Source organism: Streptomyces sp. NPDC091271, assembly GCF_044757505.1.
In the GTDB taxonomy this organism is placed as follows: Bacteria; Actinomycetota; Actinomycetes; order Streptomycetales; family Streptomycetaceae; genus Streptomyces.
The window spans coordinates 152,769-174,367 of sequence record NZ_JBIVVD010000009.1; the positions used below are offsets into that span (position 1 = coordinate 152,769).

Below are 21,599 nucleotides of genomic sequence, written 5' to 3' on the forward strand. Positions count from 1 at the left end.
ACCCGCCGAGGAGCGCCGGAATGCCGTCCCAGCAGGGAACGCCCGTGAAGAGCGTCGTGGTCCCGTTCGAGCCCGACACGCCCCCGAGCTCGCTGGGGCACCTCGGGCACGAGGTCCCGGAGCGCTGGCACACGGTCGACCGTTCCGCCCACGCCCCCCACATCGTGGCCGTTCCGGGTGACGACGGTGCGGACTGGGTCGCCGCCGCGCTCGTGACGGCACGCCCGCACACGGCCTACCTCAAGATCGTCGACGCGGTCGGCGACGTGCCGGCAACCGTCGAGGCCGTCATCGCGCACGCACGGGACCGCGGGCTCGTACAGGTCAAGTGGGAAGGGTGGACGGCGAGCCCGGAGGCCGCCGCGGCCGCGGGATTCGCCCCTCTGTGTCCTCCCCTCTCGCCGGTGGAGGACGGGGCAGGGCCCGATGCCGGTTACGTGCGCTGGCTGTGCGACGGCCCGGGGACCGAGCCCCCGTACTACGGGCAGACCACGCACTTCACCTGCGGGGCCGTCACCGCTCTGGTCGCGAAGGCGCACGGGGGGACGCTGCCCCGGGAGGCACTCGACCGCGAGGCGGAGCTGACACTGTGGCGCGACGCCACCAACTTCCCCGCGTGCGAGCCGATCGGACTGGGCGTCGCCGTACGCCGGGCGTGGCCGTCGTCCCCCGTGACGGTCCACCTCGATACGGACCAGCCCGTCCTGCTCGACCACTGCACGGAGAAGGAACAGGAGTGGCGAGCCCTGCTCCAGCGCACGTCGCGCACGGAGGCCGGGCGGATCGGTGTCCCGGTCGACCCGGGCCGTCTCTCCCTGGCCGCGATCCGGAGCGCGGTCGGCAGACGTGAGCACGTGCTGCTCCTGGTCTCGCTCGCAGGGATGCAGGGGTTCGACGTGCCGCACTGGGTGCTCTGCCACGGCGCCGTGCCCGGCGCCGTCGTGATCGAGGACCCGTGGGCCCAGGCGGGCGCCGGGGACACCTGGGTCGACGCCCACCTGCTGCCGGTCCCCGACTCGTCGCTCGACACCATGTCGACCCTCTCGGCGGACCGTTTCCGCGGTGCCGTGGCAATCGGCCACCCGCAGCAGCGCGACGCTTCCTCCGACGAACCGCCCGGGTGAGAAACCCCTCGGCCGGCTGTTGCGTCCGGTGAGGGACCGGGGAAGAGCCGGGGCTCGGGCCACCTGGGCGACGCGCTCACACCATCGGGGCATATAACGGGACCGAACGCCCATTTCGGCCCTACGGTGGCCGGGTGACCGAGCCACCAGAACGCGCCGCAGCCGAGCAGCCCGAGCCCGGTGTCCGCACCGCCCCGTCCGGTGGGACGGCCGGCCGGCCACCCGGCAAGGGGCCCTCCGTCGCCGCGAGGGCGGCCCGGAACCTTCCGCGATCCGTCTCCGGCCGCGCGGCCCTGGCCGGAGCCGTGGTCTCCTGCCTGCTGATCCTCGCGATCGTGTTCGGCAGCCGCCTGCTGCACGATTTCGACTCGGCGCTGCTCCCGTACGCCGTCGCCACCGTCTTCCTCGCCTTCGGGGTCGCCTACCGCTACACGGTCTGGGTGTCCGCCCCCGGCGCCCGACGGCTCTTCAAGAACGGCTGGAGCAGCCTGTTCTCGGCCGAGAACTTCCGCAAGGCACCCACCGCCCTGCCGAAGATGATCGCGACCTACCTGGGCTTCCAGAAATTCCTCGGCGCCCGCTCACACGCCCGTTGGGCAGCCCACCAGCTGATCTTCTGGGGGTGCGTCCTCGCCGCGCTGATCACCTTCCCGCTGACCTGGGGCTGGTTCACCTTCACCTCCGACACCGGGTCGGGGCCCGGCTACGAGATGCGCATCTGGGGTCTCAAGATCCTCGGCTTCGACTCGCTGAACATCATCGGCTGGCTGATGTTCCACGGCCTGGACATCGCCGCGGTGCTCGTCATCCCCGGCGCGGGGTACTTCCTCTGGCGCCGTATGAAGGACCGGGGGGCCATCACCGGACAGCGGTTCGCCTACGACATGGTGCCGCTGCTCGCTCTGATCATCATCTCCGTGACCGGTCTGCTGCTCACCTTCTCCTCGATCTTCCTGCACGGCGGAGGCTACGAGTTCCTGGCGATCCTCCACATGGTGTCGGTGGTCTTCACCCTCATCTACATCCCGTTCGGGAAGTTCTTCCACATCGTGCAGCGCCCGGCAGCGGTCGGCATGCAGCTCTTCAAGTACACCGGGCGCCAGGACGACGAGATCTTCGCCTGCCGCCGCTGCGGAGAGGCCATCGACACCGGCCCGTACGTCGAGAATCTGCGCGGCACCATGCGTGACCTCGAACTCGGCTTCGACGCGTGGGCCGAATACTGCCCGCGCTGCAAGCGGGTACTGCGCGGCAACGCCTATCTCACCAAGGTCAAGAAGGGTTTCAAGTGACCGCGGACCCACGCGCAGCCGACGGCCGTACGACCGTCCCCCTCGACCCCTCCCTCGCCCCGCCCGGCACCCGTGGCTTCCGCGACGCCGGCGGCATCCCGGCCGACCAGTGGCACGCCGACCAGAACGGCGAGACGCTCGTCCCCACCCACTGCTGCTTCTGCGGTGTCCAGTGCGGGATGTATCTCCGGGTGGACCGCGGCGGCAAGGTCTTCGGCGTGGAGCCCCGCAACCACGACATCAACCGCATGCGGCTCTGCCCCAAGGGCATCAACGCCTACCAGCAGGTCAACCACCCGGACCGGCTGACCGCGCCCCTCATGCGCCGCACCCGCGACGAGGAACTGCGGGAGGTCTCCTGGGACGAGGCGCTGGACTTCACCGTCTCCGAGATCAGGCGCATCCAGCAGGAGCACGGGCGGGACGCCTTCGGCGTCCTCGGCGGCGCAAGCCTCTTCTCCGAGAAGACGTATCTGGTCGGCAAATTCGCCCGGGTCGCACTGAAGACCAAGCACGTCGACTACAACGGCCGGCTCTGCATGGTGAGCGCCGCCGGTGCCAACAAGCTCGCCTTCAACATCGACCGCGCCGGCAACCCCTTCTCCGACATCCTGCTCACCGACTGCCTCCTGCTCGCCGGGGCCAACGTCGGTGAGTGCTTCCCTGTACTGACCCAGTACGTCTGGGGGGCCCGGGACCGCGGTGCCACTCTGATCGTGGTCGACCCGCGCGAGACGGCGGTCGCGCGCACCGCCGACATCCACGTCGCACTCAAGTCGGGCACCGACTCGGCCTTCTTCAACGCCGTGCTGAACGTGGTCATCGAGGAGGGCCTCACCGACGAGGCCTACCTCGCGGCCCACGCCACCGGCTGGGAGGAGGTCAAGGCCAACGTGGCCCAGTACCCCCCGTCGCGCGCCGCGGAGATCTGCGGGATCCCCGCGGAGCAGGTCGTCCAGGTCGCCCGTGCCTTCGCCCGCGCGCCCAAGGCCATGGCCTTCCACGCCCGGGGCATCGAGCACCACACGCAGGGCGTCGAGAACTGCCTCAGCGTGATCAACCTCTGCACCGCCACCGGCCACATCGGCAAGCCCGGCGCCGGATACGGCACCCTCACCGGGCAGGGGAACGGCCAGGGCGGCAGGGAACACGGTCAGAAGGCCGACCTCCTCCCCGGCGGCCGCTCGATCCTCAACGAGGAGCACCGCCGGCAGATCTGCGAGATCTGGGGCATCGAGGAGTCCGAACTCCCGGCCGCCGGGACCTCGATGATGGAAATGGTCTGGCAGATGCAGCGCCAGGAGATCCGCGGTCTCATCGGCATCTGCAACAACCCCTTCGTGTCGCTCCCCAACTACGCCGTGGTCAAGGAGGGGTACGACACCACCGAATTCCACGCCCAGTTCGACTTCTTCCTCTCCGAGACCGCCGCCAACGCGCACGTCGTCTTCCCTGTCACCATCTGGGCCGAGGACGAAGGGGTGATGGCGAACGCGGAGGCACGCGTCGTCAAGCACAACAAGGCGCAGGAGCCGCCGTCCGGCGTGCGGACCGACACCTGGGTGATGTGCGAGATCGCCCGCCGCCTCGGAGCAGGCGACAAATTCGCCTTCGGCAGCTCCCGCGAGGTCTTCGACGAACTGCGCAGGGCCTCCGCGGGCACGATCATCGACTACTCCGGCATCACCTACGAACGGCTCGAGGAGACCGGCGGAATCTCCTGGCCCTGCCCGTCCACCGACCACCCCGGCACCCCCCGGCTGTTCGAGGACGGCACGACCTACCACGCCGACGGCAAGATCCACATGCAGGTCGTCGAGTGGCATCCGCCGGCGGACCCGTACGACGCCGAGCACCCGATGACGCTGACCACCGGACGCACCGTCGCGCACTTCCTCTCCGGCAACCAGACCCGCCGGCTGGGGGCGCTCGTGGAGCAGACCCCGCGGCCCTGGGCCGAGGTCCACCCCTCCCACGGATTCCACAACGGCGAACCCGTCCGCGTCGTCACCCGGCGCGGCAGCGAGGTCTTCCCCGCGCTGGTCACCGAGGCGATCCGTCCCGACACGGTGTTCATCCCCTACCACTGGCCCGTCCCCACGGCTGCCAACGCCCTCACCATCGACGCCCTCGACCCCCGCTCCAAGATCCCCGAGTACAAGGTCTGCGCCTGCCGCATCGAACACGCAGAGGCGATCGACGAGGTCCCCGCACCCCCCGTCGCCCCCGGCCACGTCGCCTATCCCGAGACCCAGGTCTCCCGCACCGACCCACTGCCGCCCACGGCCCCGCAGGGCCGCGGCACCTCGGAAAGGAGCTGATGCCCGGATGATGGGCAGAACGATGTTCATCGACCCGGGGCGCTGCATCGGCTGTCAGGCCTGTGTCTCCGCCTGCCGGGAATGCGACTCGCACCGAGGCAAGTCGATGATCCACCTCGACTACACCGACGAGGGCTCATCCGTCGCCTCCCTCCCCACGGTCTGCATGCACTGCGAGGACCCGGTGGCCCCCTGCGCCGAGGTCTGCCCGGCCGACGCGATCCTGGTCACCGCGGACGGTGTCGTGCAGCAGGCCGACACCACCCGCTGCATCGGCTGCGCCAACTGCGTCAACGCCTGCCCCTTCGGTGTTCCGAAGATCGACCTCCAGGCCAAGCTGCAGATGAAGTGCAACCTCTGTTACGACCGCACCGCCTACGGACTCGCCCCCATGTGCGCCACCGTCTGCCCCACCGGTGCCCTCTACTACGGCACCGTCGAAGAGCTCCAGGCGGAGCGCCCCGGTGTGCAGGTCGCCGACACGTTCGTCTTCGGCGAGAGCGAGGTCCGCACCGGCGTGGCCATGGTCGTGCCCGCGGAGCGGGTCCAGTGGCCGGTACCCGGCGGACTCCCCGTCGTCGAGATCAACGGGAAGGACGTCCGCCGATGAGCGTCACCGAACAGCAGCAGCCGGGCCCCGACCACGGCTCCGGGAGCGACCCCCGTGAAGCCCTGCACGACCGGATCGCCGCCGACTCGCTGACCACCCGCCGCGACTACCTCCGGATCGTCGCCACCGTGTCCGGCGGTCTCGCCGTGGGCGGTCTGGCCGTGGCGGGAGGCATCCTCCACCGGCACGGCGAGACGGAGGACGGGAAGGCGCCGTCCCCGAAGCGGATCGCCGCGCAGCTGCTGCCCGGAGAGTCCCTCGCCTTCCGCTACCCGGGCGACGAGGACCGGGCGGTCGCCGTGCGGATGGACGACGGCACCCTGGTCGGCTACTCCGCCGTCTGCACCCATCTGGCCTGCGGCGTGCTCTGGCGCAAGGACCGGGGTACGGACGGCGAGCTCTACTGCCCCTGCCACGAGGGAGTCTTCGACGCCCGCACCGGCGCGGTCACGGCCGGCCCGCCGCCCCGCGGGCTGCCCAAGGTGGTGCTGACCGAACTGGAGGACGGCAGTATCTGGGCCGTCGGGACCACCCGCTCCGGGGAGAGCGCCGAAGCAGGGCTGTGCCGCCAGCTCGGCGAGGACCGCCCCGATCTCGCCGCACGGATCGGCTGCCCCGGCACCGGAGGCGGCGCGGAGGCGCCACCCGCGCCGGCTCCGTCCGACGCCGCCACCACGGGGATGCGGTCATGACGGAACCTCTGGACCCGATCGAGCCGCCGCGGCCGCCCAGCCCCGCCGGAACGCGGTATCCCGACTATCACCCCGGCAGCGAGCGGGCCGAGCTGAACCGCCCCCTCCATGAGCGCTACCCCCAGATCCGGCCCACCAGTGGCTATGCCGACCCCCGGGTCCGTCACACCGGTCCGGGACCGGGAGCGGGCTCCGAGCAGGAACCCGAGCGCTCCGCGAAGCTGACGGCCAGGCTGGTGCTGGCGATGGGCGTCGTCATCGGCCAGCTCTGGGCTCTGACGGAGGTCGTCAACGTGTGGATGGAGGGCGACACAGGCACGGCCTGGTGGGGCGCCGGTTTTCTGTGCCTGTCGTTCCTCGTCGTGCTGGGGCTGTGGCTGCTCGATCCCAAGGACCGCTGAGCCCGGCCGTACCCTGGAGGCATGAGTACCGCCCCCGCCCCCGGACCGCGAGAGTCGAAGCCGCCGCAGCCCCAGCAGCGGCCCCCGCAGGAGTCCGGGCCCAAGCCGTCGGCTCTGGTCTTCGACGATCCGCTGGACCGGCAGTCCGCGGACGACACGGACCAGGGGTGGGGTGAGCGGGCTCCGTCCGGCGGCGGCGCGGCCGACCTGGCCCGCTTCCTCGACGAGAAGCCGCCCCACCACATCTGACGCGGCCTGCCGGGCAGGGGTCCGGCCGTGCGGAGACGACCTCAGGCCTGGCCCCGCTGGGCGACCAGCGCGTCCCGGATCTCCTTCAGCACTTCCAGCTCGCTGACCTCCAGCGTCTCCCGCACGCCCTCCTTCGCGGCCTGGGACGCGGCCCGCCTGGCGAGGTACTTCGCCATCGGCAGCACCATCAGGAAATAGACGACGGCGCCGGTGATCAGGAAGCTGAGGGTGGCGCTGAGCACCGAGCCCCAAAGGATCTCGATACCGTCCATCCTCCCGGTCTCCGGATCCACCGCACAGGGGCCCTGGAGACAGGACGTGTACTTCTCCAGGTCCTGGGTGCCGAACGCACCGACCACCGGATTGATGATGCCCTTCACGACAGCGTTCACCACGTTCGTGAAGGCGGCACCGATGACGACGGCGACCGCGAGATCGATCACATTGCCGCGCGTCAGAAAGGCCTTGAAGCCCTCCAGGAGGCCGACGTTCTTCTCGCTCACAGGTGAGCCTTCCTCTGTGCGTGCAGTAGGGGGAGCGAACCGCCCCGCCACATAAGGCGCCAGAAGACCACACTGTCCAATCGAGTACGTCGCACGGGTGAGTTGACGCGATGCCAGTCCTATTCGGCATGGGACACCGCCACCGCGAGACGACCCGACGCGCCGGCACCTGCCAGAGCCGCCGCGGTGTCCCGCTCCACGGACAGGACCACCAGGGCGCCATGTCCCATGCCCGCCCCGCCGTCGGCCGCGGGGAACGGCGCCTCCGCGTCGCCCGTACCGTGTGGGACCTCCGCCACCCGCACGTCCCGTGCCACCACTCCGGCCCCGGGCTCCCCGTCGGCCGTGGCGATCACGTCGACGCGGTCGCCCGGCCGCAGCAGCCCCACCGTCGCCGCGTCGGCGATCCGCACCGGAGCGGACACCAGAGGTACGGCCCGCCGGTCGGGCCCCGGCGGCGCGTCCCCGCCGACGGCGACCGCCCCTCTCTCCCCGCCCAGCCCTGAGGCGGCGAGCACGGCGGAGGCCAGCGCGAAGCCCGCGGCCAGCGCCCGGCGCTGCCCCCGCAGCGCCCGCCGGAGACGCCGCCCGCCGCCGCCCCGCACGCGCAGGGGCCCGAAGGACGGGACCCCGCACGGTGCGGGAGGCGCGGGACGTGTATCGGGCACCGACGGGAACATGGCCAACACCACCTGTCGTGAGGGGAGTCCGCGGGAGATCCCGCCGGACCCCCTCACGATCCACCCTCCGCGCAAATCCCGCCCGGCCCTGTGGACAGCCCCCACGATGTGGACAACCCGGCCACCCGTACGAGTCGGAAGCGGGCGGAGCGCGAGCCCGATGCCCGTGACCGTGCCGGGCTACGGCAGCTCGATCCCCGTGTCGATCCCGTCCAGTGCGTGCGCGCACACGCAGTCACGGCCCTCGTTCGCGGGCAGAGCGGCCACCGCGTCGAAGAGCACCGACCGCAGCCGGTCCACATTGGCCGCGAACACCTCGAGCACCTCGGCGTGGTTGACGCCCTCGCCGGCCTCGGCCCCCGCGTCGAGGTCCGTCACAAGCGTCAGCGTCGTGTAGCAGAGGTTCAGTTCGCGGGCGAGCACCGCCTCCGGATGCCCCGTCATCCCGACGACCGACCAGCCCATCGCGGCGTGCCAGCGCGACTCGGCGCGGGTCGAGAAGCGCGGGCCCTCGACAACGACCAGGGTTCCGCCGTCCACCGGCTCCCAGTCGCGACCGCGTGCCGCGGCCAGGGCCGCCTTGCGGCCCTGGGGGCAGTACGGGTCGGCGAAGCCGAGATGCACCACGTTCGGCTGGGTGCCGTCGGCCCGCGGCTCACCGTCGTAGAACGTCTGCGTGCGGGCCTTCGTACGGTCGACCATCTGGTCCGGTACGAGCAGGGTGCCGGGGCCGTACTCCGGACGCAGACCGCCTACCGCGCACGGGCCGAGCACCTGGCGTACGCCGACGGAACGCAGGGCCCAGAGGTTGGCGCGGTAGTTGATCCGGTGCGGCGGGAGGTGGTGGCCGCGGCCGTGCCGGGGGAGGAAGGCCACCCGGCGTCCCGCGATTTCACCCAGGAAGAGGGAGTCGCTCGGCGCTCCGTACGGGGTGTCCACCTGGACCTCGGTGACGTCCTCCAGGAAGGAGTAGAAGCCCGATCCGCCGATGACACCGATTTCCGCTGTAGCCGTTTCTGCGTTCACCATGCGGTCACACTAACCGGGCGCGCACGACCGGGACCCCGCCGAGTCGATCAGCGGGGTCCGGGGTGGAACGTGTGGTGCGCGGGTGCCTCAGGCGGCCGACGTACCGCTCGGCGAGGAAGAAGCCGAGGAGGAGGTCGAGGACGCGGCCGAGGCGGCCGGCTTCGCGTCCGACTTCGCCGAGGAGGACCCGGAGGCCGACCCGGCGGAAGAATCGGATGTCTTCGCGGACGACGACGTGGCCGGCGTGCTGCTCGACGAGGAGCCGCGGCTGTCGTTCCGGTAGAAACCGGATCCCTTGAAGACGATGCCGACGGCCGAGAACACCTTCTTGAGGCGTCCCTCGCAGTTCGGGCACACGGTCAGGGCATCATCGGTGAACTTCTGCACCGCTTCGAGGCCCTCGCCGCATTCGGTGCACTGGTACTGATAGGTCGGCACTTGCTCCTCCTGGCACTCTCACTCAATGAGTGCTAACGACGCTCCATACTGACCTATTCCGAGCGATCAGTCCACCGTGACCGGCTCGCGGTGACCGATCCCACGTGCCACCGTCCGCCCTCCGGCCCTCGGCGCAAGCCGTGAACGCAGGGCCAGCAGGGTCGCCAGGGCCAGCGCCGTGCCGGCCAGCGGGACCACGAAACCCGTGCTCGCGCCATGGGCGTCCGCGAGCTGTCCGGCCACCGTGACGGCCGCCGCCTGACCAAGCGCCACGGCGCCGGTGAGCCAGGTGAAGGCCTCGGTCCTGGCGGACGCGGGCACCAGGGCTTCGACCAGGGTGTAGCCGCTGATCAGCGCGGGCGCGATGCACAGTCCGACCAGCAGTCCGAGCCCCGCCAGCAGCGGTACGGAGTGCACGGCCCAGAGGCCGGACGCGGTCAGGGTCAGGGCCACGTAGCCGACGATCAGCCGACGGCGCGGGCTGCTCTTCCAGGCGATGGCCCCGCAGGCGATACCCGCCAGCATGTTGCCGGCCGCGAAGATCCCGTACAGCAGCCCGTTAACGCCCGGACGGCCGATCTCCTCGGAGAACGCCGTCAGGGAGACCTGCATGCCGCCGAACACGGCGCCGATGCCCAGGAAGGTGATCGCGAGGACGCGCACCCCGGGTACGGAGAGCGCCGAGCGGTGCGGTTCGTCCGCCGTGGCGGCGCCCCGGGGAGCGGGCTCGGTGGAGCGCTGGGCGGCGAACAGGATGCCGCCCAGCAGTGTCAGCGCCGCCTCCGCGACCAGTCCGGCCGCAGGGTGCACGCCGGTGCACAGCGCGGTCGCGAGCACGGGCCCGACGACGAAGGTGAACTCGTCCGTCACGGACTCGAAGGCGGCGGCCGTGGCCATCAGCGGGGAGGCCGGACGCCCCGGGGCGGCGCCGAGCCGGGCCGCCCAGCGCGCCCGCACCATGGGCCCGACCTGCGGGATGGAGGCTCCGGTGGGCACCGCCGCCAGGAACAACGCCCACAGCGGCGCGTCCGCCAGGGCGAGTGCGGTGAGGCCACCGACGGAGACGGCGTGCATCAGGACGCCGGGCAGGAGCACCGCCCGCTGGCCGAAGCGGTCGGCGAGCCTGCCGCTCTGCGGCGCGAACAGCGCCATGGAGACGCCGGAGGCGGCGGCCACGGCGCCCGCACTGCCGTACGAGCCGGTGGTGTGCTGAACCAGGAGCACGATCCCGATGGTCAGCATCGCGAAGGGCTGCCGGGCTGCGAAGCCCGGAAGGAGGAAGGTCCACGCACCCGGGGTGCGCAGCAACTGCCCGTAACCGGGGCGGTCGGAGACCGTGGACGCCACGGTCCATGCCTTTCTGCCGCCTGGTGGCCGTGTCCCCGGGAACGCCTCGCACGGGGTGCGGGGAGCGTGCGGGAACTGCCGAGAGCTGTCCTCTTCGCGCGGGACTGCGGTAGATGCCGGGCGCTCGCTCCAGAGGCGAAGGACGCCACGACCGCCATACGGTCGCGCCAGCTCTGCATCAGACAGAGTTGGTCGATCAGGGTTGGTCGATCACGTTCACATCGTGTGGATCAGAAGATCCGGTCCTTCATGTTACAGGCCCTGGCCCCGGTGCACCTGCGATTGTGAGCTGGAGCCCCTCGCCGCCTCTCCGGTCAGTGAGGGGCCCGGCTGCTCTCCGCCTTGTCCGCCGGGCGACTCTCGCCGCCCTTGCCCAGCCTCCGGGCCAGCTTCGCGAGGTGCGGCATGTCCACCGTGACCTCGTCGGCCCGGTCAGCCCCGCCCGTCCCCAGCCAGCCGGCCAGCTTGCCGCCCTGTCCGACCGCCCGCAGCCGGGCCTCCGCCGCGTCGCGCACCGGATCGGTCGCGACGACCAGCAGCTCGTCCCCGCGGCGCAGCACGGTCGAGGGCGCGGGGACGAAGCTCTTGCCGTCCCGTACGACGAGGGTGACCGCGGCCCCGGCGGGCAGCCGCAGCTCCCCGACCTCCACGCCGTGCATCTTGGACTTGCCCGGGACCGCGACGGACAGCAGATGGCCGCGCAACCGTTCCAGGGGTGCCGACTCGATGCCGAGATCGGCGGTCTCGGAGGGGTCGTCGGAGATCTTCAGGGTCTTCGCCAGCCAGGGCAGGGTCGGTCCCTGGATCAGCGTGTAGACGATGACGAGTACGAAGACGATGTTGAAGACCCGGGTGCTCCCCTCGATCCCGGACACCATGGGGATGGTCGCCAGGATGATGGGGACGGCGCCACGCAGGCCCGCCCAGGACATCAGCGCCTTCTCGCGCCGTGGCAGCCGGAACGGCGCCAGGCTGATGAACACGGACAACGGCCGGGCGACGGCGGTGAGTACCAGCCCCACGACCACGGCGGGCCAGAAGTCGTCGATCAGGTCGTGCGGGGTGACCAGCAGGCCGAGCAGGACGAACATGCCGATCTGCGCCAGCCAGCCGAGCCCGTCGGCGAAACCCCGGGTCGCCGGCCAGTGCGGGAGCTTGGAGTTGCCGAGGACCATCGCGGCGAGGTAGACGGCCAGGAAGCCACTGCCGTGGGCCATGGCGCCCGCCGCGTACGCCGACACCGCGATGGCCATCACGGCGATCGGGTAGAGCCCGGACGCGGGCAGTGCCACATGGCGGATCCCGAAGGAGCCCAGCCAGCCCACCGCGAGGCCGATCGCGGCACCGATGAGGAGCTCCAGGGCTATCTCACCGACCAGCACGTACCAGTGCTCCACGGGGCCGACGGCGGAGAACGCCACCACGAGGATCACCACGGGAGCGTCGTTGAAGCCGGATTCGGCCTCCAGGACACCGGTGATGCGGGAGGGCAGCGGGACCTTGCGCAGGACGGAGAAGACGGCCGCGGCGTCGGTCGAGGAGACGACGGCTCCGATGATCAGGGCCTGCCGCCAGTCGAGGCCGACGAGATAGTGCGCCGCGCTCGCGGTGACGCCCACGCTGATGCCCACGCCGATGATCGACAGCATGGCTGCCGCCGGCAGCGCGGGTTTCACTTCTTTCCACTTCGTGCCCAGGCCGCCCTCGGCCAGGATGACGACCAGGGCGGCGTAGCCGATCACCTGGGTCAGCTCGGCGTTGTCGAACTTGACGTCGAAGATGCCGTCCTGCCCCATGGCGATGCCGATGCCGAGGTACAGGAGCAGGCTTGGGAGCCCGCTGCGGGACGAGATGCGTACGGCCGCGACGGCGACCAGCAGGACGAGTGAGCAGACGAGCAGAAGTTCGTTGAGCGCGTGGACAGTCAGGGTCCGTTCCTTCCCTGGTGCGTACGCCTTCCGGATCGTCCTCCGGCGGCCAGTACTTCGTTACCTTACCTAATCTTTAACGTTTTCTTGACGCCTTCGAGTGTTCGTGCGAACCGGTGCGCAAATGGATGCATCCCCATACCGCGTCCGAGTGGCTTCGGCGGGGCGCCTATGGTTGCTCCTGCACTCCCAGGACCACCCTGCCCCTCGAAGGACAGCGATGCCCGCCAACACAACCGCCCCTTCCGGGTCTTCCGATGCGAAGACGACAGGCAGGAAGAAGGGGCGACGCGCCCGCCTGATCGTGATCGTCCTGGTGCTGGCGCTTGTCGCGGGTGTCGGATACGGCGCGTACTGGTCCGTTTCCACGGTCCGGGCCTCGTACCCGCAGACCACCGGTTCGCTCGAACTCAAGGGTCTGTCAGGTGACGTCGACGTCAAGCGCGACGACTACGGGATCCCGCAGATCTACGCGGACACCGACAGCGACCTGTTCCGCGCCCAGGGCTTCGTCCAGGCCCAGGACCGCTTCTGGGAAATGGACGTACGCCGTCACATGACCTCGGGCCGGCTCTCCGAGATGTTCGGCTCCGGCCAGGTCGGGACCGACTCCTTCCTGCGCACGCTGGGCTGGCGCAAGGTCGCGCAGAAGGAGTACGACGAGGTCCTGGACGAGGACACCAAGAAGAACCTCCAGGCGTACGCGGAGGGGGTGAACGCGTATCTGGACGGCAAGGACGGCAAGGACATCTCCGTCGAGTACGCGGCCCTCGGCCTGACCAACGACTACAAGCCCACCGAGTGGACCCCGGTCGACTCGATCGCCTGGCTGAAGGCGATGGCCTGGGACCTGCGCGGGAACATGCAGGACGAGATCGACCGCTCGCTGATGACCAGCAGGCTCAGCGCGAAGCAGATCAAGGACCTCTACCCGGACTACCCGTACGAGAAGAACAAGCCGATCGTCGAGCAGGGCGCGGTCTCCCCGGCCACCGGTAAGTACGACCCCGAGGCCGAGCCGACGGGAGAGATCGGGTCGCAGACCGTCGAGGGCGCGACCGAGGGCCTGAACACCCAGCTCTCCGCGCTCTCCGAGAGCCTCGACGAGATCCCGGCGCTGCTCGGCCCCAACGGCAACGGCATCGGATCGAACTCCTGGGTCGTCTCCGGCGAGTACACGACGACGGACAAGCCGCTGCTGGCCAACGACCCGCACCTGGCGCCGCAGCTGCCCTCGCTCTGGTACCAGATGGGGCTGCACTGCCGTCAGCTCTCGGAGTCGTGCCAGTACGACACCGCCGGCTACACGTTCTCCGGGATGCCCGGTGTGGTCATCGGCCACAACCAGGACATCGCCTGGGGCTTCACCAACCTCGGCGCGGACGTCACCGACCTCTTCCTGGAGAAGGTCTCGGCCGACGGCTACCAGTACGACGGAAAGACCGAGCCCTTCATCACCCGCAAGGAGACCATCAAGGTCGCGGGCGGCAAGAGCAGGACGATCACCGTCCGCGAGACCAACAACGGTCCGCTGGTCTCCGACCGCAGCGGTGAGCTGGAGAAGGTCGGCAAGAAGGCTCCCGTCACCACCTCGGCGCCGGACCGGGGCGACGGGTACGGGGTCTCCCTGAAGTGGACGGCGCTGGAACCGGGGAAGTCCATGGACGCGGTCTTCGAGCTCAACCGGGCCAAGGACTTCACGAGTTTCCGCAAGGCGGCCGCGCACTTCGAGGTGCCGTCGCAGAACCTCATCTACGCGGACACCGAGGGGCACATCGGCTACCAGGCGCCCGGCAGGATCCCGGTCCGCCTCAAGGGTGACGGCACGACACCGAGCCCCGGCTGGTCCGCCGCCTACGGCTGGGAGAAGGACCCCATCCCGTTCGACGAACTGCCGTACGAGTACGACCCGGACCGCGGCTACATCGTCACCGCGAACCAGGCGGTCATCGGTGACGACTACGAGCACATGCTCACCAAGGACTGGGGCTACGGCACCCGCAGCCAGCGGATCAACGACCTGATCCAGAAGAAGATCGACGGCGGCGAGAAGATCTCGACCGACGACATGCAGACGATGCAGATGGACAACCAGAGCGCGATCGCCGCGAAGCTGGTGCCGGAGCTGAAGAAGATCGGCATCAAGGACAAGAGCGTCCGCGAGGCGCAGAAGCTGCTGGAGGGCTGGGACTACACCCAGGAGTCCGACTCGGCCGCCGCCGCGTACTTCAACGGCGTCTGGCGCAACATCCTGAAGCTGGCGTTCGGCGACAAGCTCCCCAAGGAGATGCGGGCCGAGGGCGACTGCGTCTATGTGAAGCCGGTCCCCGGCACCGGGCCCGTGGACGAGCAGGACAAGCTCGTACGCGAATGCGGTCAGCGTGCCCCGGACGCGGCGCAGCCGGACGGCGGCGACCGCTGGTACGAGGTGGTCGAGAGCATCCTGGACGACCAGGACAACGCGTGGTGGAAGGTCCCGGCCAAGGGCCGCGAGGAGGCCGTCGACAGCCGTGACGAGCTCTTCGCCCGTGCCATGGAGGACGCGCGCTGGGAGCTGACCGCCGAGCTCGGCAAGGACATGTCCACCTGGAGCTGGGGCAGGCTGCACCAGCTGACCCTGCGCAACCAGACGCTCGGCAAGGAGGGACCCGACCTCCTGCAGCGGGCGCTCAACCGGGGTCCCTGGGACCTCGGCGGCGGCGAGGCGGCGGTCGACGCGACCGGCTGGAACGCGGCGGGTGGCTACGAGGTCATCTGGGTCCCGTCGATGCGGATGGTCGTCAACGTCGGCGACTGGGACAAGTCCCGGTGGATCAACCTCACCGGATCCTCGGGGCACGCGTTCAGCGCGCACTACACCGATCAGACCGACAAGTGGGTCGAGGGCGAACTGCTCGACTGGTCCTTCGGGGCGGACGCCGTGAAGCAGTCCACCGTCGACAGCCTGACGCTCAAGAAACCCTAGGTCCGGTCCCGGAGCGGGAAGCGCCGCGCTCCGGTGGGCGTGACCACGGCATCCACGGGGTGGTCGTGCGGTTCATCAGGAACCCGCGCGACCACCTCGTCGTCGTACAGCAGGACGACCAGGGCAGGGTGCGCCCCGGCCGACGCGAGCCGGGCCAGCACCCGGTCGTAGCTGCCCCCGCCGCGGCCCAGCCGCATCCCGCGCCCGTCCACGGCCAGGCCGGGCAGCAGGACCGCTTCAGCGTCCAGGACCGCCCGCGGCCCGAGGCGCTCGCCGTCCGGCTCCAGCAGCCCCCGGCCGACGGGCACGAGGTGCTCCGCTCCTTCGAACACGGCCCAGTCGAGATCGTTGTCCGCCATGAGGACCGGGAGCAGTACGCGTACGCCCCGCGCCCGCAGGGCGTCCAGGAGAGCGTGCGTTCCCGGTTCGCGCCCCACGGACACATAGGCCGCGACGGTCCGGGCGCCGGTCAGTTCGGGGAGATCCGCGGCGGCCGAGGCGAGAACCGCGGCGGTTCTTCTGACGTCTTCCGAGGTGAGGTGCCTCCGTGCGGCGAGAATTTCGCGCCGCAGTGTTGTCTTTCGGGACATGTCATAGTTCAACGGGTGCTCACATAGTTCTTTTATGTGGATGTATGAGAACGAAGTTAACCGGAGGCTCATCTTCCGCCCATACGCACCGGTTAGAGTTCAGCGCATGACTCAGTCGCACCCCAGGATCAGCAAAGCTGTCATCCCAGCTGCAGGTCTCGGCACCCGGTTCCTGCCGGCCACCAAGGCCACTCCCAAAGAGATGCTGCCTGTCGTCGACAAGCCCGCCATCCAGTATGTCGTCGAGGAGGCTGTCGCCGCAGGCCTCTCCGACGTACTGATGATCACCGGTCGCAACAAGCGTCCCCTGGAGGACCACTTCGACCGGAACTACGAGCTGGAGTCCGCGCTGACCCGCAAGGGGGACGCCGAACGCCTCTCCAAGGTCCAGGAGTCCAGCGACCTGGCCACCATGCACTACGTGCGCCAGGGCGACCCGCGCGGCCTCGGCCACGCCGTCCTCTGCGCCGCCCCTCACGTCGGCGACCAGCCGTTCGCCGTCCTCCTCGGTGACGACCTCATCGACCCGCGCGACCCTCTTCTCGCCAGGATGGTCGAGATCCAGGAGCGCGAGGGCGGCAGTGTCGTCGCCCTGATGGAGGTCGACCCGTCGCAGATCCACATGTACGGCTGCGCCGCCACCGAGGTGACCAACGACAGCGACGTCGTCCGGGTCACCGGGCTCGTGGAGAAGCCCGACCCGGCCGAGGCGCCCAGCAACCTCGCCGTCATCGGCCGCTACGTCCTGGACCCCGCGGTCTTCGACATACTGCGCCGGACCGAGCCCGGCCGAGGCGGCGAGATCCAGCTCACCGACGCCCTTCAGCTGCTGGCCGAGGACGAGAAGACCGGCGGCCCGGTGCACGGTGTCGTCTTCAAGGGCCGCCGCTACGACACCGGTGACCGCGGTGACTATCTGCGTGCCATTGTCAGACTCGCGTGCGAACGTGAAGACCTGGGCCCGGACTTCCGGTCCTGGCTGCGCAGTTACGTCGACGAGGAGTTGTAACAGCTTGAGCAGCACGATCTGGTCGGTGGACGAGCACCTGGACGACATCCTCGCCGCGGTGAAGCCGCTCGAACCCATCGAGCTGCAACTGCCGGACGCCCAGGGCTGCGTCCTGGTCGAGGACGTCGTGGTGGAGGTCGCCCTGCCTCCCTTCGACAACAGCTCGATGGACGGGTACGCCGTCCGGATCTCCGATGTCGAGGGCGCCAGCGAGGAGTTCCCCGCCGTCCTCACCGTCATCGGCGACGTGGCCGCGGGCGACGGCGGTCTGGCCGACGGCCGGTCCGTCGGCCCCGGCGAGGCCGCCCGCATCATGACCGGCGCTCCGCTGCCCGCGGGCGCCGAGGCGGTCGTCCCGGTCGAGTGGACCGACGGTGGCACGGGCGGTGGCCCTGCCTCCGCCATGCGCGCCCACAGCGACGCCCCGGAGGGGGCTAGCGGTGAGGTCCGCGTCCACCGCCCCGTCAAGCCGCGCGCCCACGTCCGGGCCAAGGGCAGCGACGTACAGCCGGGTGACCTGGCACTGCGCGCGGGTTCGGTCGTAGGGCCGCCGCAGATCGGGCTGCTCGCCGCGATCGGCCGCTCGACGGTGCGGGTGCGGCCCCGTCCGCGTGTCGTCGTGCTGTCCACCGGCAGCGAGCTGGCGCAGCCGGGCGAGGAGCTGACCGGCGGCCGGATCTACGACTCCAACAGCTTCGCGCTGACCGCCGCGGCCCGGGACGCGGGCGCCATCGCCTACCGCGTGCCGGCGGTCGCGGACGACGCCGAGACGCTGCGGGCCACGATCGAGGACCAGTTGATCCGCGCCGACATCGTCGTCACCACGGGCGGGGTGAGCGTCGGAGCGTACGACGTGGTCAAGGAGGCCCTGTCCTCCGTGGGCGACGAGGACGAGCCCGGCGGGGGCATCGACTTCCGCAAGCTCGCCATGCAGCCGGGCAAGCCGCAGGGCTTCGGCTCGATCGGCCCCGACCACACGCCGCTGCTGGCGCTGCCCGGCAACCCGGTCTCCTCGTACGTCTCCTTCGAGCTGTTCGTCCGGCCGGCGATCCTGACGCTGATGGGCCTCGACGACGTCCACCGCCCGAAGGTGCGGGCCACGCTCAGGACCGACGAGGCGCTCGCCTCGCCGTCCGGCAAGCGCCAGTTCCTGCGCGGGACCTACGACGCCGAGGCGGGCACCGTGACTCCGGTCGGGGGGCCCGGATCGCATCTGATCGCCGCCCTCGCCCAGGCGGACGCGCTGATCGTGCTGCCCGAGGACGTCACCTCCGCCGAGCCCGGCACGGAGGCCGAGGTGATCCTCCTCCGCTGACTTCGGCGCGGTGGCGGTACGGTATCTGGCGCTGTGCCTTACCGGGGGAAGCCCCCCGGTCCCCTCGGTCCGCGCCACGGTGCGGGACGGGCGGGCAACCGGCGCCCTACCGCTAGGCGGAGTGAGTTGAGTACGCAGAACAGGCTGACGCACATCGACGAGGCGGGCGCCGCCCGCATGGTCGACGTGTCGGAGAAGGACGTCACCGCGCGTGTCGCCCGGGCGAGCGGCCGGGTCCTCGTGTCACCGCGTGTCGTCGAACTCCTCAGGGGCGAAGGCGTCCCCAAGGGCGACGCGCTCGCCACCGCGCGCATCGCAGGGATCATGGGGGCCAAGCGCACCCCGGACCTGATCCCGCTCTGCCACCCGCTCGCCGTCTCCGGCGTGAAGGTCGACCTGAGCGTCGCCGACGACGCGGTGGAGATCCTGGCCACCGTGAAGACCACGGACCGCACGGGCGTCGAGATGGAGGCCCTGACCGCCGTGTCGGTCGCCGCGCTCACGGTGATCGACATGATCAAGGCGGTCGACAAGAGCGCGGTGATCACGGACGTCCGGGTCGAGGCGAAATCGGGCGGCAAGTCCGGCGACTACCGGCGCCCCGCGCCGGAGGGGGCGGACGTATGACCGCGCCCGGCAGCACCCCTGCCACCGGCGGATACCGCGCCCTCGTCGTCACCGCCTCCAACCGCGCCTCCGCCGGTGTCTACGCCGACAAGGGCGGCCCTCTCATCGCCGAGGCCCTCACCGGTCTCGGGTTCGCCGTCGACGGCCCCCAGGTGGTGCCCGACGGAGATCCGGTGGAAGCGGCCCTTCGCGCGGGAGCGGCCGCGGGCTACGACGTGATCGTCACCACCGGCGGTACGGGCATCTCGCCCACCGACCGCACGCCCGAGGCCACCCGCCGCGTCCTGGACCGTGAGATCCCGGGCATCGCCGAGGCGATCCGGGCCGAGGGACGCGACAAGGTCCCCACCGCCGCACTCTCCCGCGGCCTCGCGGGCATCGCGGACCGCACACTCGTCGTGAACCTGCCGGGCTCGACCGGTGGCGTACGCGACGGGCTCGCGGTCCTGAGCAGGCTCCTGGTGCACGCCGTCGACCAGCTGCGCGGCGGCGATCACCCCCGACCGGGGAGCCCGAGCTGAACGTCCGGACCTGGCCGGTGATCCTGACCGACGGCGCCGTCACCCTCCGCCCGATAAAGCTGCGTGACCAGAGCATGTGGCGTGAGGTCAACCGCCGTAACCGCGACTGGCTGCGCCCCTGGGAGGCGACCGTCCCGCCGCCCGCCCCGGGCGGCCCGGTGGCCCAGCGCCCCACCTACCGTCAGATGATCCGCCACCTGCGTGCCGAGGCGAACGCCGGGCGGATGCTGCCCTTCGCCATCGAGTACGAGGGGCGTCTCGTCGGGCAGTTGACGGTGGCGGGCATCACCTGGGGCTCGATGTGCTCGGGCCATGTCGGCTACTGGGTCGACCAGGCCGTGGCGGGCCGCGGTGTGATGCCGACCGCGGTGGCTCTCGCCGTCGACCACTGTTTCCGTACGGTCGGACTGCACCGGATCGAGGTATGCATTCGGCCCGAGAACGCCCCCAGCCGAAGGGTCGTGGAGAAACTCGGATTCCGTGCGGAAGGACTACGTCCACGATATCTGCACATCGACGGTGCGTGGCGGGATCATCTGATCTTCGCCCTCACCGCCGAGGAAGTGCCCGACGGCCTGCTGCGGCGTTGGCGCAGGATGCGGCCAGGTACTCCGGGAACGCCGCGCACACCCGGAGAAATAAAATAAGTGTTCGAATTTGATCGCTCTCTGACGGTAATGAACCTCACTTTCGGCGACTGTTGACCCGAACAATCGAAAAAAAAGTCCGTCATATCAGCCGGATCGTGCGACACACCGGGCCAATTGGCGGATGCCGCCGTGCAAACCCCTCTACGGTGTGAGAGTGAGCAGCAGCGGCCTCATCTACGCAGTCATCGTCGGTGCTTGGGCCGCCTACTTGGTGCCGATGTGGCTCCGCAGGCAGGACGAGCTCAATGAAGCCCGTCCGACGGAACGCTTCAGCACCGCCATCCGGCTGCTGTCCGGACGGGCGGCCATGGAGCGCCGTTACGCCAAGGAGCTGCGGGAGCGGGATGCCGAGGAGGCGCCTGGCGACGTGGACCCGGATGCCGTCACGGACCGATTGGAGTCCGTCGACGTCCGGGCCTTTTCCGCGCCTCCGGCCCATACGGAAGCGCGGTTGCGCCTCCCGGCCCCCGGCAGGCCGGACCAGGAGCGCCCGCAGGACCGGGCCTCCCGTCCGGAGTCCGGCCGGCGGGAGGGGCGGCGGCCTTCCGGCGCCGAGACCGAGCGCGAGCGCCGGCGGCGCTCGCAGGTCCTGGCGCGCCGTCGGCGTACCACCACGATCCTGTTCATGGCGTTCACGCTCGGCGCGGTCGTCGCGGCGGTGGGCGGACTCCGCTTCCTGTGGGCGCCGGCCGTTCCGGCCGTGCTGCTGAGCTCGTACATCGTGCATCTGCGGGCCCAGGAGCGCCGTCGGTTCGTCTTCACCATGGACCGGCGCCGGGCTGAGGTGGCCGCGCAGCGGCTGCGCGAGAACCGGCCCCGCAGGCACCAGCCCGCGTCCTCGGCTCCCGCCGAGGCCGACGAGGAACCCGAAGCGGCCGTCCCCGTCCCCACGGTGTCCCCCCAGGAGGCGGGCCGCCGCGCCCTCGTCGAGCAGACGGACCACGCCGAGTGGGTCGACCAGCAGCGCGAACGCGGTCCGGCCCAGGGTGACAGCTGGGAGCCGGTCCCGGTCCCGCTGCCGACCTACGTCACCGCCCCGGTCGCCCCGCGCGCCACGGGAGGGGTCGAGGTCGGCGACCCGGAGACCTGGAGCGCCGCCCGCTCCAGCCCGGCGGAGCCGACCCGGACGGGCACGCAGGAGACCGCCACGCCCGACGCCGAACCGGCCCCCCGCCGCCGCGGCAACCCGGCGAAGCGCACCCGTGACCGCGGCCGTACGCCCCTCTTCGACCAGTACGACGACGAGGACCGGCCGCGCGCGGCCAACGAGTGAGCCCGGCGGGGAACCCGGCTCGGTGACCTGCCGGG

Annotated in this window: 21 protein-coding genes; 14 read left to right on the top strand and 7 right to left on the bottom strand. The window is 70.6% G+C overall.

Translation table 11 applies throughout. From position 1 onward, the window contains the following. Positions 1 to 20: 20 nt before the first annotated feature. The 7 genes from ACIQM3_RS32980 to ACIQM3_RS33010 all read left to right on the top strand — a co-directional run bounded on the left by ACIQM3_RS32980 (position 21) and on the right by ACIQM3_RS33010 (position 6,689). Complete coding sequence (locus tag ACIQM3_RS32980) at positions 21 to 1,124, top strand: peptidase C39 family protein (protein ID WP_401630897.1); 1,104 nt, start codon at positions 21 to 23, stop codon at positions 1,122 to 1,124. Between the two features lie 134 nt (positions 1,125 to 1,258). Next, positions 1,259 to 2,416 carry an MFS transporter gene (locus ACIQM3_RS32985; RefSeq protein WP_401630899.1) on the top strand — a complete coding sequence of 386 codons (1,158 nt, stop codon included), beginning with the start codon at positions 1,259 to 1,261 and terminating at the stop codon, positions 2,414 to 2,416. After that, a complete protein-coding gene (locus ACIQM3_RS32990; protein ID WP_401630901.1) occupies positions 2,413 to 4,737 on the top strand; it encodes a molybdopterin oxidoreductase family protein in 2,325 nt (774 codons plus the stop codon). The genes ACIQM3_RS32985 and ACIQM3_RS32990 overlap by 4 nt, the downstream gene beginning before the upstream one ends. A gap of 7 nt (positions 4,738 to 4,744) precedes the next feature. Next, positions 4,745 to 5,347 (top strand): 4Fe-4S dicluster domain-containing protein, encoded by a 603-nt coding sequence (locus ACIQM3_RS32995; protein WP_104786667.1) that lies wholly within the window; start codon positions 4,745 to 4,747, stop codon positions 5,345 to 5,347. Then, entirely contained in the window at positions 5,344 to 6,039 is a 696-nt protein-coding gene (locus tag ACIQM3_RS33000; RefSeq protein WP_401630903.1) for a ubiquinol-cytochrome c reductase iron-sulfur subunit, read from the top strand. Before ACIQM3_RS32995 ends, ACIQM3_RS33000 begins: the two co-directional genes overlap by 4 nt. Beyond that, on the top strand, positions 6,036 to 6,440 hold the full coding sequence (locus tag ACIQM3_RS33005) for a hypothetical protein (RefSeq protein WP_401630904.1): 405 nt from the start codon (positions 6,036 to 6,038) through the stop codon (positions 6,438 to 6,440). The genes ACIQM3_RS33000 and ACIQM3_RS33005 overlap by 4 nt, the downstream gene beginning before the upstream one ends. A gap of 21 nt (positions 6,441 to 6,461) precedes the next feature. After that, positions 6,462 to 6,689: a hypothetical protein gene (locus tag ACIQM3_RS33010; protein WP_401630906.1), complete on the top strand. Its 228-nt coding sequence runs from the start codon at positions 6,462 to 6,464 to the stop codon at positions 6,687 to 6,689. Positions 6,690 to 6,730: 41 nt separating this feature from the next. Here ACIQM3_RS33010 and ACIQM3_RS33015 read toward each other — a convergent pair whose 3' ends face one another. The 6 genes from ACIQM3_RS33015 to ACIQM3_RS33040 all read right to left on the bottom strand — a co-directional run bounded on the left by ACIQM3_RS33015 (position 6,731) and on the right by ACIQM3_RS33040 (position 12,614). Beyond that, positions 6,731 to 7,192 (bottom strand): MscL family protein, encoded by a 462-nt coding sequence (locus ACIQM3_RS33015; protein ID WP_401630908.1) that lies wholly within the window; start codon positions 7,190 to 7,192, stop codon positions 6,731 to 6,733. A 119-nt stretch (positions 7,193 to 7,311) separates the two neighbouring features. Further along, entirely contained in the window at positions 7,312 to 7,872 is a 561-nt protein-coding gene (locus ACIQM3_RS33020) for an RcpC/CpaB family pilus assembly protein (protein ID WP_401630910.1), read from the bottom strand. A gap of 180 nt (positions 7,873 to 8,052) precedes the next feature. Continuing rightward, positions 8,053 to 8,901, bottom strand: coding sequence for an S-methyl-5'-thioadenosine phosphorylase (locus ACIQM3_RS33025; RefSeq protein ID WP_401630912.1), 849 nt, complete (start codon positions 8,899 to 8,901; stop codon positions 8,053 to 8,055). A gap of 87 nt (positions 8,902 to 8,988) precedes the next feature. Further along, positions 8,989 to 9,339 carry an FmdB family zinc ribbon protein gene (locus ACIQM3_RS33030; protein WP_401630914.1) on the bottom strand — a complete coding sequence of 117 codons (351 nt, stop codon included), beginning with the start codon at positions 9,337 to 9,339 and terminating at the stop codon, positions 8,989 to 8,991. 66 nt (positions 9,340 to 9,405) lie between these two features. After that, complete coding sequence (locus ACIQM3_RS33035; protein ID WP_401630915.1) at positions 9,406 to 10,686, bottom strand: MFS transporter; 1,281 nt, start codon at positions 10,684 to 10,686, stop codon at positions 9,406 to 9,408. Positions 10,687 to 11,000: 314 nt separating this feature from the next. Further along, positions 11,001 to 12,614 carry a potassium/proton antiporter gene (locus ACIQM3_RS33040; protein WP_401631261.1) on the bottom strand — a complete coding sequence of 538 codons (1,614 nt, stop codon included), beginning with the start codon at positions 12,612 to 12,614 and terminating at the stop codon, positions 11,001 to 11,003. Between the two features lie 220 nt (positions 12,615 to 12,834). Here ACIQM3_RS33040 and ACIQM3_RS33045 point away from each other — a divergent pair, with 220 nt between their 5' ends. Next, the gene (locus ACIQM3_RS33045) at positions 12,835 to 15,579 is read left to right on the top strand and encodes a penicillin acylase family protein (RefSeq protein WP_401630917.1); all 2,745 of its coding nucleotides are present in this window, start codon (positions 12,835 to 12,837) and stop codon (positions 15,577 to 15,579) included. On the opposite strand, the gene ACIQM3_RS33050 is transcribed toward ACIQM3_RS33045, so the two are convergent. Beyond that, on the bottom strand, positions 15,576 to 16,169 hold the full coding sequence (locus ACIQM3_RS33050; RefSeq protein ID WP_401630919.1) for a 5-formyltetrahydrofolate cyclo-ligase: 594 nt from the start codon (positions 16,167 to 16,169) through the stop codon (positions 15,576 to 15,578). The two genes, ACIQM3_RS33045 and ACIQM3_RS33050, sit on opposite strands and share 4 nt — an antisense overlap. Before the next feature lie 106 nt (positions 16,170 to 16,275). Between ACIQM3_RS33050 and galU the strand changes: the two genes are divergently transcribed. The 6 genes from galU to glpR all read left to right on the top strand — a co-directional run bounded on the left by galU (position 16,276) and on the right by glpR (position 21,564). Next, a complete protein-coding gene (galU, locus tag ACIQM3_RS33055; RefSeq protein WP_401630921.1) occupies positions 16,276 to 17,178 on the top strand; it encodes a UTP--glucose-1-phosphate uridylyltransferase GalU in 903 nt (300 codons plus the stop codon). A gap of 4 nt (positions 17,179 to 17,182) precedes the next feature. Further along, entirely contained in the window at positions 17,183 to 18,493 is a 1,311-nt protein-coding gene (gene glp / locus ACIQM3_RS33060; protein WP_401630923.1) for a gephyrin-like molybdotransferase Glp, read from the top strand. Positions 18,494 to 18,619: 126 nt separating this feature from the next. Next, positions 18,620 to 19,120: a cyclic pyranopterin monophosphate synthase MoaC gene (moaC, locus tag ACIQM3_RS33065; protein WP_362927882.1), complete on the top strand. Its 501-nt coding sequence runs from the start codon at positions 18,620 to 18,622 to the stop codon at positions 19,118 to 19,120. Beyond that, positions 19,117 to 19,641 (top strand): molybdenum cofactor biosynthesis protein B, encoded by a 525-nt coding sequence (locus ACIQM3_RS33070; RefSeq protein WP_401630924.1) that lies wholly within the window; start codon positions 19,117 to 19,119, stop codon positions 19,639 to 19,641. Before moaC ends, ACIQM3_RS33070 begins: the two co-directional genes overlap by 4 nt. A gap of 17 nt (positions 19,642 to 19,658) precedes the next feature. Next, positions 19,659 to 20,288, top strand: coding sequence for a GNAT family N-acetyltransferase (locus ACIQM3_RS33075; protein ID WP_401630926.1), 630 nt, complete (start codon positions 19,659 to 19,661; stop codon positions 20,286 to 20,288). Between the two features lie 124 nt (positions 20,289 to 20,412). After that, positions 20,413 to 21,564 carry a gephyrin-like molybdotransferase receptor GlpR gene (gene glpR / locus ACIQM3_RS33080; protein ID WP_401630928.1) on the top strand — a complete coding sequence of 384 codons (1,152 nt, stop codon included), beginning with the start codon at positions 20,413 to 20,415 and terminating at the stop codon, positions 21,562 to 21,564. The last annotated feature ends 35 nt before the right edge of the window (positions 21,565 to 21,599 follow it).

Coding starts and splice junctions, on each gene's coding strand:
- ACIQM3_RS32980 (WP_401630897.1), top strand. CDS start 21: ATGCCGTCCCAGCAGGGAACGCCCGTGAAGAGCGTCGTGGTCCCGTTC.
- ACIQM3_RS32995 (WP_104786667.1), top strand. CDS start 4,745: ATGATGGGCAGAACGATGTTCATCGACCCGGGGCGCTGCATCGGCTGT.
- ACIQM3_RS33000 (WP_401630903.1), top strand. CDS start 5,344: ATGAGCGTCACCGAACAGCAGCAGCCGGGCCCCGACCACGGCTCCGGG.
- ACIQM3_RS33005 (WP_401630904.1), top strand. CDS start 6,036: ATGACGGAACCTCTGGACCCGATCGAGCCGCCGCGGCCGCCCAGCCCC.
- ACIQM3_RS33010 (WP_401630906.1), top strand. CDS start 6,462: ATGAGTACCGCCCCCGCCCCCGGACCGCGAGAGTCGAAGCCGCCGCAG.
- ACIQM3_RS33020 (WP_401630910.1), bottom strand. CDS start 7,872: ATGTTCCCGTCGGTGCCCGATACACGTCCCGCGCCTCCCGCACCGTGC.
- ACIQM3_RS33025 (WP_401630912.1), bottom strand. CDS start 8,901: ATGGTGAACGCAGAAACGGCTACAGCGGAAATCGGTGTCATCGGCGGA.
- ACIQM3_RS33045 (WP_401630917.1), top strand. CDS start 12,835: ATGCCCGCCAACACAACCGCCCCTTCCGGGTCTTCCGATGCGAAGACG.
- ACIQM3_RS33050 (WP_401630919.1), bottom strand. CDS start 16,169: ATGTCCCGAAAGACAACACTGCGGCGCGAAATTCTCGCCGCACGGAGG.
- galU (WP_401630921.1), top strand. CDS start 16,276: ATGACTCAGTCGCACCCCAGGATCAGCAAAGCTGTCATCCCAGCTGCA.
- ACIQM3_RS33070 (WP_401630924.1), top strand. CDS start 19,117: ATGACCGCGCCCGGCAGCACCCCTGCCACCGGCGGATACCGCGCCCTC.
- glpR (WP_401630928.1), top strand. CDS start 20,413: ATGCCGCCGTGCAAACCCCTCTACGGTGTGAGAGTGAGCAGCAGCGGC.